The organism is Paenibacillus sp. TAF43_2 (assembly GCF_052113545.1).
Lineage (GTDB): Bacteria > Bacillota > Bacilli > Paenibacillales > Paenibacillaceae > Pristimantibacillus.
Genome location: NZ_JBFRDK010000005.1, coordinates 52,508 through 68,697, shown reverse-complemented (window position 1 = coordinate 68,697; position 16,190 = coordinate 52,508). Strand labels below are relative to the sequence as shown.

General features: G+C 45.2%; 14 protein-coding genes and 1 pseudogene. 8 read left to right on the top strand and 7 right to left on the bottom strand.

Translation table 11 applies throughout. From position 1 onward, the window contains the following. Window positions 1-41 precede the first annotated feature (41 nt). A complete protein-coding gene (locus AB4Z17_RS02380) occupies window positions 42-926 on the bottom strand; it encodes a DUF6999 family protein (RefSeq protein ID WP_441957928.1) in 885 nt (294 codons plus the stop codon). Beyond that, window positions 923-2,797: a 3-oxoacyl-[acyl-carrier-protein] synthase III C-terminal domain-containing protein gene (locus tag AB4Z17_RS02375; protein WP_441957926.1), complete on the bottom strand. Its 1,875-nt coding sequence runs from the start codon at window positions 2,795-2,797 to the stop codon at window positions 923-925. Before AB4Z17_RS02375 ends, AB4Z17_RS02380 begins: the two co-directional genes overlap by 4 nt. A 434-nt stretch (window positions 2,798-3,231) precedes the next feature. Here AB4Z17_RS02375 and abc-f point away from each other — a divergent pair, with 434 nt between their 5' ends. The 4 genes and pseudogenes from abc-f to AB4Z17_RS02355 all read left to right on the top strand — a co-directional run bounded on the left by abc-f (window position 3,232) and on the right by AB4Z17_RS02355 (window position 6,888). Continuing rightward, window positions 3,232-5,046, top strand: a complete 1,815-nt coding sequence (gene abc-f / locus AB4Z17_RS02370) for a ribosomal protection-like ABC-F family protein (RefSeq protein WP_441957924.1) — start codon at window positions 3,232-3,234, stop codon at window positions 5,044-5,046. Window positions 5,047-5,077: 31 nt separating this feature from the next. Next, window positions 5,078-5,527, top strand: coding sequence for a DUF4362 domain-containing protein (locus AB4Z17_RS02365; protein ID WP_441957922.1), 450 nt, complete (start codon window positions 5,078-5,080; stop codon window positions 5,525-5,527). A gap of 313 nt (window positions 5,528-5,840) precedes the next feature. After that, window positions 5,841-6,047: pseudogene (locus AB4Z17_RS02360) on the top strand (helix-turn-helix transcriptional regulator). Between the two features lie 541 nt (window positions 6,048-6,588). After that, the gene (locus tag AB4Z17_RS02355) at window positions 6,589-6,888 is read left to right on the top strand and encodes a hypothetical protein (protein WP_441957920.1); all 300 of its coding nucleotides are present in this window, start codon (window positions 6,589-6,591) and stop codon (window positions 6,886-6,888) included. A 105-nt stretch (window positions 6,889-6,993) separates the two neighbouring features. On the opposite strand, the gene AB4Z17_RS02350 is transcribed toward AB4Z17_RS02355, so the two are convergent. From AB4Z17_RS02350 to AB4Z17_RS02330, 5 genes are all read right to left on the bottom strand, one after another. Beyond that, window positions 6,994-7,239 carry an HPr family phosphocarrier protein gene (locus AB4Z17_RS02350; RefSeq protein WP_339205101.1) on the bottom strand — a complete coding sequence of 82 codons (246 nt, stop codon included), beginning with the start codon at window positions 7,237-7,239 and terminating at the stop codon, window positions 6,994-6,996. Between the two features lie 29 nt (window positions 7,240-7,268). After that, the gene (locus AB4Z17_RS02345; RefSeq protein ID WP_441957918.1) at window positions 7,269-8,690 is read right to left on the bottom strand and encodes an NAD-dependent malic enzyme; all 1,422 of its coding nucleotides are present in this window, start codon (window positions 8,688-8,690) and stop codon (window positions 7,269-7,271) included. A 39-nt stretch (window positions 8,691-8,729) separates the two neighbouring features. Beyond that, window positions 8,730-10,256: a tripartite tricarboxylate transporter permease gene (locus AB4Z17_RS02340; protein WP_441957916.1), complete on the bottom strand. Its 1,527-nt coding sequence runs from the start codon at window positions 10,254-10,256 to the stop codon at window positions 8,730-8,732. 17 nt (window positions 10,257-10,273) lie between these two features. Next, on the bottom strand, window positions 10,274-10,729 hold the full coding sequence (locus AB4Z17_RS02335) for a tripartite tricarboxylate transporter TctB family protein (RefSeq protein WP_339205098.1): 456 nt from the start codon (window positions 10,727-10,729) through the stop codon (window positions 10,274-10,276). Between the two features lie 108 nt (window positions 10,730-10,837). After that, complete coding sequence (locus tag AB4Z17_RS02330; protein ID WP_076267383.1) at window positions 10,838-11,854, bottom strand: Bug family tripartite tricarboxylate transporter substrate binding protein; 1,017 nt, start codon at window positions 11,852-11,854, stop codon at window positions 10,838-10,840. Between the two features lie 262 nt (window positions 11,855-12,116). Here AB4Z17_RS02330 and AB4Z17_RS02325 point away from each other — a divergent pair, with 262 nt between their 5' ends. The 4 genes from AB4Z17_RS02325 (at window position 12,117) to AB4Z17_RS02310 (ending at window position 16,146) form a co-directional block, all read left to right on the top strand. Further along, a complete protein-coding gene (locus AB4Z17_RS02325; protein ID WP_441957914.1) occupies window positions 12,117-13,709 on the top strand; it encodes an ATP-binding protein in 1,593 nt (530 codons plus the stop codon). Beyond that, window positions 13,706-14,401, top strand: a complete 696-nt coding sequence (locus AB4Z17_RS02320; protein ID WP_441912023.1) for a response regulator — start codon at window positions 13,706-13,708, stop codon at window positions 14,399-14,401. Before AB4Z17_RS02325 ends, AB4Z17_RS02320 begins: the two co-directional genes overlap by 4 nt. 541 nt (window positions 14,402-14,942) lie before the next feature. After that, entirely contained in the window at window positions 14,943-15,536 is a 594-nt protein-coding gene (locus AB4Z17_RS02315) for a TerD family protein (RefSeq protein ID WP_076267380.1), read from the top strand. A 28-nt stretch (window positions 15,537-15,564) separates the two neighbouring features. Continuing rightward, window positions 15,565-16,146, top strand: coding sequence for a TerD family protein (locus AB4Z17_RS02310; protein ID WP_076267379.1), 582 nt, complete (start codon window positions 15,565-15,567; stop codon window positions 16,144-16,146). The last annotated feature ends 44 nt before the right edge of the window (window positions 16,147-16,190 follow it).

Here is a 16,190-nt window from a genome sequence, read left to right as displayed (position 1 = left end):
ACGCAGTGAGCGTGATTGCCTTCTTTTTGTTCATGGTGTGATCAGCCGATATGCTGCTGCTGTTTATGTTTAAGCTCAACAAGCAGCGCGTGCAGCTGCTCTGTCGCTAGGCCATGCAGTACGAGTCGAAAGCCTGCTTTAAGCGTCGTGAGCGGCACCATGGGATGTTTGTTGTTGATAAGCGCCAGTCGGTCGTTGCTGCCGATAATTTTGGAAGCAAGGATGCCAATCGTTTCATCCAGCTGAAGGGAGTTAGTCGCACGCCAGAAGTCATTATCGGTTAGAAACATTTGATAGACAGGGGTGAAGCATTCAATGGCAGTCGTCAAATCCATGAAGTTGGTCCAGCGATTAGGCATTTGCTCAATAGGCAGAGCCTCTGATGTGATGGCGTCAAAGTTAAGCCGGTCCTGCTTTGTAACCTCAATTCCCTTGTGACGCAGCTCGCGATTAAGATTGATGACGAAGTTGTATAAATTGAGATCGTGAATGAGAAAAAGATCATCTTTTACCGGCTCCAGATTGGTTGGTTTAAGCGGGTTCATCTCAATCTGAACGTCAGGCACATTATCACGAATGAAGCCAAGCACCTCAGAGCCAAGATAGAAGTGGCGCAAAATCATATAATTAGCATCAGGGCTTACGAAGGTTTTCATTCCGAAATGCAGGACGCGGTGCAGCAGCCGGGATGAGGTGAGTGCTTTAGGTACAATTATTTTGTAAACCTGAAGAACAATAATCATTAATCTCGCAAAAGGACGCAGTACGGGCAGCAGAAACTGCCGTGATCTGCTAGAGCAATCCTTAAGGTATGCAGCCTTTGCCTCCTCATTGAAGGGAATGCTCTGATCCATAAAGATGGCTAGAAACGGATTGGGATCGTTTTTGTCATGCGGCATTTGATGAAAATAATCAGTTTTGCTCATACATTGCCCAGCTCCTCTAATTGCAGCAAGTATAAGCGCGCCGTCGTTTTTGCCGTTTTCACTATTCGTCCTGCGATCTCTGCAGTGAGCATCGGATGCTGGACGACTGCTTCGAGTCTCTCGAAGTGCTTCTCATCGGAGTCGCTATGATAAAGCAGGAATGACACTTCTTCATCGCTCAGCCCAAGCTGATCGCGAATCATTTCGCCCCAGTAGCGCGCCATGCGGCATCCAAGTCCCTCTATAATCCACATTGCGCCAATGAGATCAACGGGATTCTCGCGGCTAGCACGTTGGAACAAATAAGCCGACAATGCTTCACTGCCAATATTTTTTTCGCCTGATTGGATGTGCGCTAGGTCGCCGCCGATGGCGACGTAGTTGCGTTCAAGTATTTGAAAGTCACGATGCTCGTCACGCGCATGGGCAATGAACGTCGATCGGAGATCGATATGCTCTATAGCGATATACGAGGCAGCCCGCGCAATCCACTGAGAACCATCTATGACCTGTTGGCGGATGTTTTCCATTAGCAGTTTGTAGTCATGTAGGGTGAACTTGTTGTTGTACAGCTTATGAATAACCGGGACATGAGCCAGCTTTTGCTCAAAATCAATCCAAACCTGTACGAGCTGCCTAACGAGCTGTGCTTGAACGTGGTCTGCTTCGTTATACTCGAGATGAGGTGCCTCAGGCTGCCTCTCTTCAAACATTGGCTCTGCGATATGTCCCACATCAGCTGTGTCGCCTACAACCGTCAACAGCATATAAGAGGTTTGGAATCGACCGCTTTCCGGCACCATGCATAACACCTGCTCGCCTGGCTTCAAATGGCCTTCGTTAAGCAGCTCCTCCAGCATGATATAGATTGAAGCAGCGCCGGTGTTGCCCTTCGTATATAAATTCGTAAACCATTTCTCCTCAGGAATGGTAAGTCCGCCAAGCTGCAGCAGCTTAAATATTTCGTCGCGGAAAAAATGAGACGAATAGTGGCAAACCATCCAGTCGATAGCTCTCGGTTCGATTTTGCCTTCATCCACCAGCTCGAAAAATCGATTAACCCCGACCTTAGGCATCTCATTAACGAGCCGAATATCTTGTTTGAGATTAAGAGTCCCGTCGTCAGCAGCTTCATGAATGGTGGCATAGTCAAGCCAGCTTTGCTGCTCGGCATTATCCTTGTTGGTTCCCGCATACATGCAGACATCGTATAGATTAGCGTAGGATTTGTTGTCGATCCATTCGATGCGCAGGGATAAACCGCTGGCGGCAGGCTGATGCTGAAGAACCGCTGCACCTGCTCCATCGGATAGCATAAACCGAAGAAAGTCAGTGTCGAAAGGAATGGGATGATCGGCGACACCCTTTTGTGCTTCGAACCTCGTATTTTTGAATACGCGGCTCGGAAATTCACTGGCGCAGGAAATCGCGGTTTGCTGCTCTCCGGACTGCACATGCAGGAATGCGTTTTTCATCGCTTGCATACCGCTGGCGCAAACACCATGATGCGTGGCAACCTCCATAACAGGCAGCTTCGTTTCCGCATGTACCATACTCGCGAAGCCGGGAACAAGCAAATCACCTTGGGTCGTACCGACAGCGAGAAATGAGATTTGATCGCTCAGTGCCGCTTGGTTGCGGGAGAGCGCATCTTGTATCGCAAGTCCGGCCATTTCTGCATTTGAATATTGACTTTTTTGTTCTTTGTTTATCGCATAATGCCGAAAGCGTATTTTGTTTTGATCAAGAATGCGCCGCATCGACTTGGAGCTTTTACCGTTTATTTTGCCGAGATAATCCTCGATTTCATCATTGCCGATAGGGGGGCCGGGAAGAAATTTGCCAATGCTGGTTATATAGACGGGATTCATCAAGCACCTCCAAATAAGAAATATTTATAAGTCTTATGATCGGTTATGCAGCGTTTCAAGCCTAGTACTAACTTTATTTGGTACCGCAATTAAAGTAGGGCTTGAATATATGCATGATCGTCTTATATAATAAACGCATATCAAAACTGATGACTGACGGAGGTAACCCAGCCGATGAAGTAAGTACACGATTCCTGTAAATAACTTGTTTAAGTACAAGCGGCGTTCTCATTAGCGAGAACCGGTCAGGGATACGTGCGTCGATTTGGGGACTTATGGATAGTCAATCAGCAGCGATAGATACGAGATGTTTACCCGCTAACTAGCGGTGTGACGCATCGTTATTTTCGTTTACCTGATATTCCCCTGCGTATTCGACCGTGTGCCGCTGGCCACGGTTTTTTATTATGTTTTTTTGAAATGGGGAATGTTCAATGATGCTATTAAAAGTTAAACATGTGAACAAGGAATGGGATGGCAATATCCTGTTCGAAAATATAAATTTTGAAGTCAGAGAAGGTGAAAGGCTGGCTCTGTTTGGACGAAATGGCGTGGGCAAAACGACGCTGCTGCAAGGACTGACAGGCAGAATCCTATTCGATGACGGTGAGGTGCAGAGGCTGCTTCCTCTTGCAGAGTGGGGCTGGCTCGATCAGCAGGCACAGATGAATTCATCACTCACGTTGCTTGAATTCGTGCAGGCCAGCACAGAAGAATTGTTCCGATTAAAATGGTCGATGGTGGAGTTAACTAGGCGAATGCAAGAGGATGCAAGTGAGTCGCTGTTAAGCGAGTACAGTGAACTGTACGAACGTTATGCGCAGCTTGATGGCTATAGCTGGGAGATGAAGGTGGAGAGATGCTTAACGCAGTTAAGCTTTGATCCCTCGCTGTGGCACTTATCATTTTCGCAGCTAAGCGGAGGTCAAAAGACGAAAGCACAATTAGCCGCGCTGATGGTAAGAGAGCCGAAGCTCGTTGTGCTGGATGAGCCGACGAATCACTTGGATTCTTCGGCGCTGGATTGGCTGGAAGCATGGGTGCAGGATTACCCGGGAACGGTTATTTATGTGTCGCATGATCGTACGTTTATCGACCGGACAGCAACGACTGTTCTTGAGTTTGAGCGAGATGGATGCCGGCGCTATTCGGGCGGATACACGCAGTATAAGGCGCAGAAAGAGCTGGAGCTAAGGACGCAGGAGGCGCTGCACAAGAAGCAGGAGCTGGAGCGGGAGAAGCTGCTTGAGAGCATACGCATGTATGCCGAGTGGTTCCAGCAGGCGCATAAGGCGGCGGGTCAAAATGATTTTCTTAGATCAAAATCCAAGAAAAACGTGTCGCGTCTGCATGCGAAGGAGTCTGCGCTTGAGCGGTTGAACAAGGATAAGGTGCAGAAGCCGCGCGAGGACTCACAGCTGCGAATGCAGCTGGAGTCGGGCGGGTTTGCAGCGACTACGCTGCTTCGGATGGAGGACGTTAGTTTTGCCTATGAGGGGCATAGGAACGTTATAAGCAGGTTAAACCTCACCTTAGGTAAAGGTGAGCGATTAGCTGTGCTTGGTCCGAATGGTGTAGGCAAGTCGACATTGTTAAAGCTTGCGACAGGGAGCTTGATGCCTAGCTCGGGCAAGGTTAGCATTCATCCGCAGGTGAAAATCGGATATTTTGAGCAGGAGCTTGATAAGCTCGACAATGAGATGACCATTCTTGACAGCTTATTGCTGCTGCCGGAGATGACGCAGTCGCATGCAAGGACGATTCTGGGCTGCTTTCTGTTTACGAAGGAGGACGTATTTAAGCGAATCGGGGACTTAAGCATGGGTGAGCGATGCCGAGTAGCATTCTTGAAGCTTTATTTTGGCAAAGCGAATCTGCTCGTGCTTGATGAACCGACGAACTATTTGGATATTAGCACGCGAGAGCAGGTCGAACAGGCGCTTCAGCATTATCCGGGTGCCGTTCTGCTTGTCACGCATGATCGCTATTTAATTCGCCAAGCAGCTAATCGACTGCTCGTACTCGATGGAAAAATTGAACCAAGCTTGTTCCACGGATCGTATGAGGAGTATGTGTCTAAGGATCGAAGCCGGCTGCTTTCAGCGGATGAACAGGCAAGTCAAAACGAGCGGGAGATGCTGCAGCTGCGTTTAACGCAGCTTATGAGCTGCGCTGAGCCGGAAGATCCAGCGGAGCAAAAGCAATTGATGAATGAAATTCGCCAGCTGCAGGCGCAAATAAATAGCTGATGGGCAGGCTGGAGGAAGGTGGATTTACAACATGGTTTGGAGAAATATGGTGTTTATAGTCTTAGCGACGCTCATGCTGGCTGGATGTGCTGGTCAGGAGCAGGTTAAGTCTGGGAAGCAAACTTCTGCTTCAGTTGAATCCTATGACTATACGATTAATGAGACGGAGGATGTTATTGCAAAGTCCGGTGAAGTTACGAATAGCGAGAAATTAGATGCTTTTGTGAGCGGTGCTATAGATCAGGTTCGGGTTGTACGTTTTATAACGGAAGGAAACCCGATTTTTTATAATCTTGCGAGGGCGGAGGATCAGATCAAGGTGCGCTACGATACATCACAGGATCAGTATGGATCATCAAGCGTAAAAACCTATTCATGTGACGGGTTGAAAAAAGAAGAAACGGGGCGCTCTTACGCCTATAAGCTAAGTGGCTGTGGCGCAGCCAATAAGCCGATAGATTTGTTGGACGTTCCGATTTAGGCAGGAGATATAAGGGAGGGGCTCTCCTTAAAGCAATCTCCGAATATACAGCCCCCACTTTCCACGTAATAATCTGAAAAAAAGAACCTTCAAACTCACTTTCATAGTGGTTTTGAAGGTTCTTTTGCAAATACTATGGGATTCTCTTACTCAGATTTACCCTTTTAGGATATCCCCTTTTTTGTTGCTTTGAAATAGTGAAGAGTAATATGACTGGCATTTGAAAGTTTGAGTTGAAATATATGGTTTACATCTATATGGATATAAATTACAGTATTTACAATGTGAATGATGGCAGATGTTGTGAATACGGATAGGTGAACATGGAAATGTGAAATTAAAGCTGGCAAGAGTTGAGAACGATATGTCGCAGGAGCAGCTTGCTGAAGCAGTTGGTGTTACGAGGTAGACGGTCGGACTCATTGAAGCTGGCAATTACAATCCGAGTATTCGTCTGTGTATCGCTATTTGCAAGACTCTCGGCAAAACGTTAAATGATTTATTTTGGGAGGCATCTTGATGGAGGTATAGAAGCTCGTAGATGAACGGATCACGTCAGAGTTGCAAGAGTATGGGTATCATGTGTTCGGCATTTTAGCTAACGAACTCCAGATGCCTTATTTGCTGCGTAGCGTTCTGTTTTTGAATCTAACGAACACAGCGAGCCTTATTTCTTGTAATTTCGATCGTTTGGTCTCCATTAAGGGCAGATAACGACTCCTGAGTTCGTTAGAGATTAATATAGCCCTGATATTCAAGAATAACGACTACTGAGTTCGTTAGGATAAAGCATGAACATGAAAACACAGATGGTTGAGGTAAGCCACTATACTAGAATGCTTTGGACTAAAGCATTGAAAGATTTTAGTAGAGATTGATAATTGAGTGTTGAGTGTTGAGTGTTGAGTGTTGAGTGTTGAGTGTTGAGTGTTGAGTGTTGAGTGTTGAGTGTTGAGTGTTGAGTGTTGAGTGTTGAGTGTTGAGTGTTGGTCAATATAAGAATTTACAATTAACGGAAGTATCTATAACGTTAATGATTTAACCATTACTCGGAGGTGAGCATGATCTTAAAGAAGAAAAAGACAATATTTATCGTTGTAGCTATTATAGTTGTTTTTACATGGATTCTTACCTTTCTATCTCCCGAGTGGACGATCCGCAGACATATACTAATGAGCTTGCAGCCTATCAATAGCTTGAAAGCGGATATTTCCACAACGGACAGAGTCGATGAAAAGTACGGTCATTTATACAATGTGAACGGGTATATGCATTACCCTACGGGAGATGAGCTGGGAGCCGTTTATTTGAAGAAGCTGGGGCCGTTATGGTACGTAGCGAGTGTAGGGACGGGTCCGTGAGGAAGAGGAAAGGGGTTGTCCTATAAGCAATGACATCTACTTATGGGACAACCCCTATTTTAAAAAGCACTGCAACCAACGAACGAGGCAATTGAAGCGGGGGGATTATCGATTCACATCGACTTGAAGATTATGTTTTTTGAAAATGTGAATCATGGCGGTTTTGGCTTCCTCTTCATCTGGTCCATGTATTTCAAGGTGGTAGGCATGGGTTTGGTACAAGATGATGCTAAGTCCAAGGATGCTTTTGACATCGATAAATTTGGAATCGCTGGTGCGGAGAACGATGCTTGATTTAAAATCGGCCGCCATTTGATTAATATCAACGATAGCTCTGATTCCAGCCGTCACTTGGATAACCTCCGTTCCAATTTTCTTGTTTATCTGTACTCTCGCGGTATTCTGCGTGCTACGCCTGTCTTAATCGCTGCTCTAATGACGAGATCGCGAATAGCTTTCACAACGGCCTGATTGAAAACGCTCGGAATAATGTAGTGCTTGCTTCGTTCTTCATCCGAGATAGCGGATGCGATCGCCTCTGATGCCGCCAGCTTCATTTCCTCGTTAATCGTAGTTGCTCTGCAGTCCAGTGCCCCGCGGAAAATACCGGGGAAACACAGCACATTATTAATTTGGTTCGGATAATCCGATCGTCCGGTGGCGATTACCCCTACAATATCCTCAACTTCCTCAGGCTTGATCTCAGGTGTTGGATTCGCCATGGCAAAGACGATAGGATTTTCCGCCATCGCCATAACATCTTCGCGTCGCAGCAGTCCTCCAGCAGAAAGTCCAATGAATACATCAGCGCCTTGGATTACATCTCGTAAAGAGCCTTCAATGCGGTTAGGGTTGGTATGCTCGGCATACCAGTTCCACATGCGGTTATCATAGTCAGTTCCAGCGGTTATCGCGCCGTTCCGATCTACACCAATGATGTTTGTAACGCCAGCGGATAAAAGAATTTTTGTGCACGCGACGCCTGCTGCACCGATTCCGCAAACAATGACCTTAATGTCATCAATGGGCTTATTCACAATTTTTAATGCATTGATTAGCGCCGCATACAATACAACTGCTGTACCATGCTGGTCATCATGAAATACTGGAATATCGAGTTCTTCACGCAATCTTTCTTCAATCTCAAAGCACCTCGGCGATGAAATATCCTCAAGGTTAATTCCGCCGAAGCCGGGAGCAATCGCCTTAATGGTTGCGATAATTTGCTCGGTATCTTGCGTATCAAGGCAGATAGGGAAGGAGTCTACGTCTGCCAGCTGCTTGAATAGCATAGATTTTCCTTCCATAACGGGCATAGCTGCATAGGGGCCAATATTTCCAAGCCCTAAGACAGCGCTGCCGTCCGAAATGACAGCAACCGTATTTCTCTTAATCGTTAACGTAAATGCTTTTCTTTGTTCTTCATGAATGGCTAAGCAGACGCGTGCAACATCGGGCGTATAAACACGAGAGAGATCGTCGCGGTTCTGAATAGGCGATTTCAGTTTAGTTTCGATTTTACCGCCAAGATGCAGCAGAAATGTTCTATCCGAAATATTCACTAGCTTGACTCCGTGCAGGTTCTTAATCATTTCGGTAATAATGTTAATATCGACTGTATCCGTGACGGTAATGGTAATATCTCTTATCGTCATATGCTGACTGGTCTGAATGACGTCAATGGCCACGATATCTCCACCGGCTTCGAAAATAGAGGATGCAACCTGTCCGAAATGTACCTCTTTCGTATTCATTTCGAGACGCAGTATGACACTTTTCCCACCTAGTTTATTGTTATCCATGGCTACCCCCATCAAATCTGTATTTTTTATCGTTCGTGATTAACCTTCTTCGTTAATGACAACCTCTTTCCCTCTCTTCTTTAGCAAAATAGGTATAATTAACCAGAGCGCTGCGATAATTAAGAAAACAAGCGACATCGGTTTTTGCAAGAAAATCATAAAATCTCCGTTAGATGTCGTTAAAGCTCTCCGCATATTGTTTTCAATCATAGGCCCAAGCACTAAACCAAGCACGAGTGGAGCTAGCGGATAATCATTTCGTACAAGAAAGAATCCTGCAATTCCACAGCCGAGCAGCAGCATCAAATCAAAAACTTGAGCCTGCACGGCATAAACGCCAAATATAGAAATAGCAATAATGATCGGTATCAAATATTTCGGCGGCGTTTGAATGATTTTTGCAAACACCTTCACCAGCGGCATATTGAGTACGAGTAAAATGAGATTTCCGATTAGCATGCTGGCAATTAACCCCCAAGCTACTTGCGGATGCTCCTCAAATAACAAAGGACCTGGCTGAATGTTATACATAATTAAAGCGCCCATCAATATAGCGGTTGTACCTGAACCAGGTATGCCGAGTGTAAGTAAAGGAATCATAGCCCCGCCTGATGCAGCATTGTTCGCTGATTCAGGCGCAGCTACACCGGCAATATTGCCTTTGCCAAAGGTTTCTGGATTTTTGCTCATTTTTTTCTCCAAAATATAACTGAAGAAAGAAGCTAAAGTCGCACCGGCACCAGGCAAAATACCAATAAAAAAGCCTAAAACCGAACCGCGGGCAATCGGTCCTGCACTATCCTTCAAGTCCTTTTTTGTCGGCAGGATACGTTCAATTTTTGCTGCTTTACCGGCAGTGTAGTCTCTCTCCAAAATGGTTTTGAATACTTCTCCCAATGCAAATAGACCAACTGCTACTGTTAAAAACTCAAGGCCGGAATAAAGCAACGGCATGCCGAAAGTAAACCTTGCAACACCCGATACGGTGTCCATCCCGATGGTTGCGAGCAGCAGTCCGAATACGGTCATAATGAGGGCTTTCGTAATGGACTTTCCAGCCAAGCCGCTTACGGCGCATAGCCCAAGAAGCATTAAGGAGAAATAATCGGCAGGACCAAACTTTATCGCTACCTCTGACAGCGGTTCTGCTAATGCGATGAGCGCGATGACAGCAAATACTCCTGCTACGAAAGAACCGATTGCAGAGATGGATAAGGCAGCACCAGCTCTACCCTGTCTAGCCATTTGATAGCCGTCTAATGTTGTCACGACAGAGGAGGATTCCCCAGGTGTATTAAGCAGAATAGAGGTCGTTGATCCTCCGTACATCGCACCGTAATAAACGCCGGCCAAAAGTATGATAGAGCTTGTGGCCGCTGCTTCAGGAGCTAATCCGCCCGTCATTGATGCAGTTACAGGTATAAGCAAGGCGACACCGCTCATGGGTCCTATACCAGGCAATACCCCTACAGCCGTACCTATCAACACGCCGATGAAAGCAAAGAGCAAGTTATGCCATTGAAAGGCGGTCGCAAAGCCGTCTGCGAGAAATTGTAGTGTATCCATTCATATGCCTCCTTTAGTTACGATAGCCATGACGGAAAACCAGGCATTGAACCTTCCAGAATGACAACAAAGATGACGTAAACGCCGACGGCAAACAATCCGGAGATCAAGATCGATTTTAGCCATTTTCCTCTTTCCAAAACTTGAAAGCTAATAAGAAGGAAGAGGAATGTCCCGATGATATAGCCGATCGTTTCTAAGAAGAAGGCGTATAAAAAAGCAGAAGCGAAAATAATGAGAAATTTCTTGTAATCAAGCTTTCCCGCTTTGCTGCTAGAGCCTTTAAACTTTAACACTTCGTAAAATAGACGTAAGCTTAAAATAACAAGCAGCGCCCCCAGACCAAAGGGAACGATATTAGGACCAACCTTGCTGCCGTAGGATGAAGCGCTAATTAGTGTGCTCTGCCACATGAATCCAACACCGAGAAGGAAAAATATGATGCTGGCGTATCGATCAAATGTTTTGTTCAAGGCATTCACCTCCGATGAATGATGAAAGGAGAGGAGAGAGACCAGCTCTCTCCCATCCAATCACTCATGCTTATGCTTTTATCAAGCGTTTGCTCTTCGTTCAGTCATTTACTTCTGCATACCGAGCGCTGTCAACAGCTCTTGTACCGCAACTTCTTGCTCAGCAAGGAAGGCGGTGAAATCTTCGGAGTTTTTGTATTCGCTGACCCAATCGTTGGCTTTCAATTCTTTCGCCCATGCTTCGTGTTCAGAGAGAGATTTTAACGTTTTATCCCAGTAAGCGATTTGCTCTTTTGTCATGCCTTTCGGACCTAACACGCCGCGCCAGATCGTGAACTCTGCATCTATGCCCAGCTCTTTTAACGTTGGCACATCCTTGAAGTCACCTTCAATCCGTTCATCAGAAGTTACGGCCAAAATTTTGATTTTTCCTGCTTTTAAATAGCTGCCGAGGGAAGAGATGTCTGTTCCAATCGCATCAGCATTGTTGCCAAGCAGCGCAGCAATGGCTTCGCCTCCGCCATCATAGGACAAGTACTTGACTGTTTTTGGGTCAACGCCTGCTCTAAATGCGGGGAGTACGCTAATTAAATGATCCATAGAACCAGGCGCCGATCCGCCGGCTAGTGTAACTTTTGAAGGGTCTGCCTTAATGTCGTTAATTAGTGAATGAAGATCGTTATATTTGGAATTTGCCGCAACCGCGATTGCGCCATAATCCTTCGTTATTTGTGCGAGCGGGGTAACATCCTTGTAGCCGTACGGGCTGTTCCCTTCTTTTTTGAGGTTGTTAATGAGAATAGGCGGGGAGCTGACAAACAGCTTGTAGGGGTCATTCTTGTCTTTGGTTACATATTCGGCTAAAAACACAGTGCCGCCGCCGCCGGGCTTGTTCTCAACAGTCATCGTTTGATCAACGAGCTTTGTTTCACCTAGCACTTTGGCCAAGGACCTTGCTGTCTTATCCCATCCGCCGCCAGCTCCCGATGGGGCTGTCACAATGAAAGGTTTCTCAGGATAATTAGCCGATCCGCCTTTTGATGCTGTTCCGCCGCAGGCCGTCAAACTAACAGCAACAAAAGCAGCAGCTACTATAGTTTTCCAATTTTTTGTTTGGTATCCCATACGAATAATCCCCCTTTAGTTTCATTCAAGTAAACGTATGAATGATTATTGTAAGCGCTTACCTGTTTGATATGCTTCATACTATCATCGCGAATTGGGGTTGAATACAATAACCACATAAGTTGAAAAGTAGTCATACTGTTTATTTTGTTCATAAAATTTACGGCCATTATCGACTCAAGGGACTATGTTCAGGGAAGCATGTAGAATACAATAAAATCAGCGTCCCGCGGATGAGAAGTTTTTGCATGGAGGTAATTGAATGCGATTACAAACGAGATTGATTTTGTTAATTGGAACTTTGCTATTTATTATTATCATTGCTCTTACCTTCAGCTTTGAGAGAATACTAGTGACGACGCTGCAGAAAAATGTAGGTGCATCAGCTCTGAAAATTGCGAAGACAGTAGCGTTGATGGACGTCATTAGACATGCCTTTGAAGAGGAGAATCCTTCAGCCATCATTCAACCCATCGTTGAGAAAATTAGAATGGAAACGGACGCTGAGTACATCGTCATTGGGAATAAAGAGGGAATTCGTTATGCGCATCCGCTGCCGGACCGAATCGGGAAAGAAATGGTCGGCGGTGACAATGGGCCTGTGCTCAATGGAGAGTCGATCATTTCAGAGGCCGTTGGCTCGATGGGCCCCTCCTTGCGGGGAAAAACACCCATTTTTAATGATCAGGATGAAGTTATAGGCATTGTATCAGTGGGTATTTTATTAAAAGACATTGAACAATCGGCAGTGACTTATCGTAATGCGATGATTATTTTTGCAGCCATTGCGCTGATGGTTGGATCTGGCGGAGCCATTGTTATTGCCAATAGCGTAAAACGATCGATCCATGGTCTAGAGCCTGAGGAAATTGGCTTGTTATATCAGGAGAAGAGAGCTATTTTGGAAACGATCCATGAAGGCATAATTGCCATTGATACAGAGGGAACGATTACCCTTGTCAATCAAACGGCTTTGAAGCTGATCGATCCGCTCGAGCAAATGGAGATTACCGGGCAGCATGTGCGGGATGTCATTCCAGAATCGCGGCTAATGGAGGTTATTAAATCAGGGCAATCGGAAATTGATCAAGAAATGACCATTAACGAAAGCAGTGTCGTCGTCAATCGCTTGCCGATATTTGATCATCAGCACCGGGTCGTAGGGGCGGTTTCCAGCTTTCGCAACAAATCCGAGCTGCTTCGATTAACGGAGGAGCTGACGCAGGTGAAGCGTTATACCGAAGCACTGCGTTCACAAACGCATGAATACTCCAATAAGCTGTATACGATATATGGGCTAATCCAGCTGGAGTCGTATCAAGAAGCAATGGATATTATTACACATGAAACCGATGTTCATCAAAATCTGATCCATTTCCTCCTGCAGGAAATTCCTGATCCTATTATTGGCGGCATACTAATTGGCAAGTTCAATCGTGCGAATGAGCTTAAGGTGAAGCTTGAGATTGATTCCAAGAGCACCTTCAAAACGATCCCCGATGATCTTAACCGCAATCATCTGGTAACGATTATCGGCAATTTAATTGACAATGCGCTGGATGCTGTTCTAGAGAAAAATGATGAGAATCGAACCGTGAAGGTGTTTCTGTCTGACGTAGGTAAAGCTTTTACGATCATTATTGAAGATAATGGGAGCGGCATTAAGGAGGATGTCGCAGAGCGGCTGTTTGAGCTCGGTTTCTCCACGAAAAATGAGGATCATCGGGGTTATGGGCTAGTTATTGTTACGCAGGCGATACAACAGTTAAGGGGTCATATCCGTTTTGAATCGCGTCCGCAGGAAGGGACGATCTTTACCGTTGTGATTCCAAAAGAAAAGGGGAAAGATATATGATACGAGTGGTCATTATCGAGGACGACCTTCGAATTGCACAAATCAATCGACGCTTTCTAGAGAAGATAGAGGGCTTCGAAGTCGTTGGAATTGCAACAGATAAGCAGCTGGCGCATGAGCATTTAGATATTTTGGCTCCGGATTTAGTGCTGCTTGATTTATATTTTCCCGATATGAGCGGGCTCGACCTGCTTCACTACATACAGAAAAACAACCCGTTAACAGATGTCATTATTATTACGGCCGCTAAGGAATTTGAAACGGTTCGTGAAGCCATTCGCGGCGGGGTATATGATTTTATGATCAAGCCGGTTGTATTTGAACGTTTTCAAGAGAAGCTGAAGTCTTATCAGAAATATCATAACCAAATGGCACTGCTCGGAGGCTCAAATAAACAAGTGGATCAAGAGGGAATTGATCAGCTGCTGTGGGGGGTAAATGATCGTACGGACAAGGATTCTTATTTGCCAAAAGGCATCGATAAGATAACGAATGAGAAAATACTCTCCTTCATTCAGGCAGGTCCTGAAGTATTAACGGCGGAGGAGCTTGGGAAAAAGGCTGGTTTCAGCCGTACGACCGCTCGGCGGTACTTGGAGTATTATGTGGCCAAGGGTGAATTAATAGCTGATATTTCTTATGGAACCGTTGGAAGGCCGGAGCGGGTTTACAAAAGAAAAGAGCAAATATGAGGCTGCCATTTTTAGTTTTTCGAGAGGACAATGGATAATAAAAATAGCCCGTTAATGAGGAGCAGCGCACCAAAGATAAGGCCAGTTTTATTCTTTTTTATAAATTCCATTTGAACACCTCGCCACTTTTTTTTACTACATATAATTATCTCGTTTTTGGGCTTATTTTTCCACCTTTTTTTTGGTAAAAATGAAGCGATTAATAAGTTTGTGACAGAAAAAATACGTGCTTTTGTGCCTAAGCCTATGTTTATTCCGCTTTAAGGTTCACTATTTGTAGAAATTTGTATTTGGAGCAGCAATTGTTATAAAATTGATTGGGAGAGGCGATAAGGAACTGCCTGCTGCCAATGCACTTTTTTCTATGTAAAATTGCCGTAAAGAAGAGGTAATATTCAGGTTTTGTAGAATAATGTATGGATCATACATTTTTTTTGGAACTTGCATGTCGAATAGGCGTATTGTTGGTTAGTAGGTTCAGAATCGCTGTATTTGGATATTTTTTTAGTAGTGAACCTTATGGAAAGGGGGTGCAAATACAATGGCTATCTCTCTCGTAAAAGGTCAAAAGGTAGATTTAACGAAAGGCAATGCTGGTCTCAGCAAAGTTATCGTTGGTTTAGGCTGGGACCCGGCTCAAACCAAAGGCGGTTTTTTCGGAATGAAAAAAGCGGCTAACGTTGACTGTGACGCATCGGCATTATTGCTTGATGAAAACGGCAAGCTAAGTGGCGAGAAAAATCTCGTTTGTTTCTACAACAAGCAAAGCGGATGCAGCTCGGTCGTTCATACGGGTGATAATATTACCGGTGAGGGCGATGGCGACGATGAGCAAATCATCGTGCAGCTTGATCGTGTTCCTGCTAATATTCACAAAATCCTTTGCGTAGTTAACATTTACGAATGTGAATCCAGACGACAAGATTTTGGCATGATCAAATCGGCCTTTATTCGTATCGTCAACCCAGCGAACAATCAAGAACTGATTCGCTTCAACTTGACGGATGATTATTCAGGCAAAACGGCTCTAGTCGTAGGTGAGCTTTACAGACACAATGGTGAATGGAAGTTTAATGCAATTGGGGAAGGCACTCATGCTGCCCATGTTGATATCCTTGCACGTCAATACCAATAAATTTATGTGAGAAAAGAGGGCTTTTAAAATGGCAATCAGCTTATCCAAAGGACAAAAAATCGATCTCACGAAAACAAACCCAGGTCTTACAAAGATTACAGTAGGTCTAGGCTGGGATACTAATAAATATGACGGCGGAAAAGACTTTGACCTTGATGCTTCTGTATTTTGCTTGAATGCACAAGGCAAAGCAGGTTCTGAATCTGATTTCATTTTCTACAACAACCCAAAAAATACAAACGGTTCAGTTGTTCACACAGGTGACAACCGTACAGGCGCAGGCGATGGCGACGAYGAGCAAGTAAACGTTGACCTTTCTGCTATCCCAGCAGAAACTGACAAAATCGCATTCTGCATTACGATCTATGATGGCGCAGAACGCAGCCAAAACTTTGGACAAGTATCCAACGCATTCGTTCGTATCGTGGACGAGCAAAGCGGCACAGAACTTATCCGTTATGATCTTGGAGAAGATTTCTCTGTAGAAACAGCAGTAATCGTTGGTGAACTATATCGTCATTCCGGCGAGTGGAAATTCAGCGCAATCGGAAGCGGCTTCCAAGACGGCCTAGGCGGTCTTGCTCGCAACTTTGGTCTTTCTGCTAGCTAGTCATACTTATCTACCCGTAAAGGGTCGCCAGTGGCGGCCCTTTT

What these genes read in the sequence shown, in the direction of transcription:
- AB4Z17_RS02320 (WP_441912023.1), top strand. Translation starts at nt 13,706, where the DNA reads ATGATACGAGTGGTCATTATCGAGGACGACCTTCGAATTGCACAAATC.
- AB4Z17_RS02355 (WP_441957920.1), top strand. Translation starts at nt 6,589, where the DNA reads ATGATCTTAAAGAAGAAAAAGACAATATTTATCGTTGTAGCTATTATA.
- AB4Z17_RS02325 (WP_441957914.1), top strand. Translation starts at nt 12,117, where the DNA reads ATGCGATTACAAACGAGATTGATTTTGTTAATTGGAACTTTGCTATTT.
- AB4Z17_RS02365 (WP_441957922.1), top strand. Translation starts at nt 5,078, where the DNA reads ATGGTTTGGAGAAATATGGTGTTTATAGTCTTAGCGACGCTCATGCTG.
- AB4Z17_RS02375 (WP_441957926.1), bottom strand. Translation starts at nt 2,797, where the DNA reads ATGAATCCCGTCTATATAACCAGCATTGGCAAATTTCTTCCCGGCCCC.
- AB4Z17_RS02380 (WP_441957928.1), bottom strand. Translation starts at nt 926, where the DNA reads ATGAGCAAAACTGATTATTTTCATCAAATGCCGCATGACAAAAACGAT.
- AB4Z17_RS02345 (WP_441957918.1), bottom strand. Translation starts at nt 8,690, where the DNA reads ATGGATAACAATAAACTAGGTGGGAAAAGTGTCATACTGCGTCTCGAA.
- AB4Z17_RS02330 (WP_076267383.1), bottom strand. Translation starts at nt 11,854, where the DNA reads ATGGGATACCAAACAAAAAATTGGAAAACTATAGTAGCTGCTGCTTTT.
- AB4Z17_RS02340 (WP_441957916.1), bottom strand. Translation starts at nt 10,256, where the DNA reads ATGGATACACTACAATTTCTCGCAGACGGCTTTGCGACCGCCTTTCAA.
- abc-f (WP_441957924.1), top strand. Translation starts at nt 3,232, where the DNA reads ATGATGCTATTAAAAGTTAAACATGTGAACAAGGAATGGGATGGCAAT.
- AB4Z17_RS02315 (WP_076267380.1), top strand. Translation starts at nt 14,943, where the DNA reads ATGGCTATCTCTCTCGTAAAAGGTCAAAAGGTAGATTTAACGAAAGGC.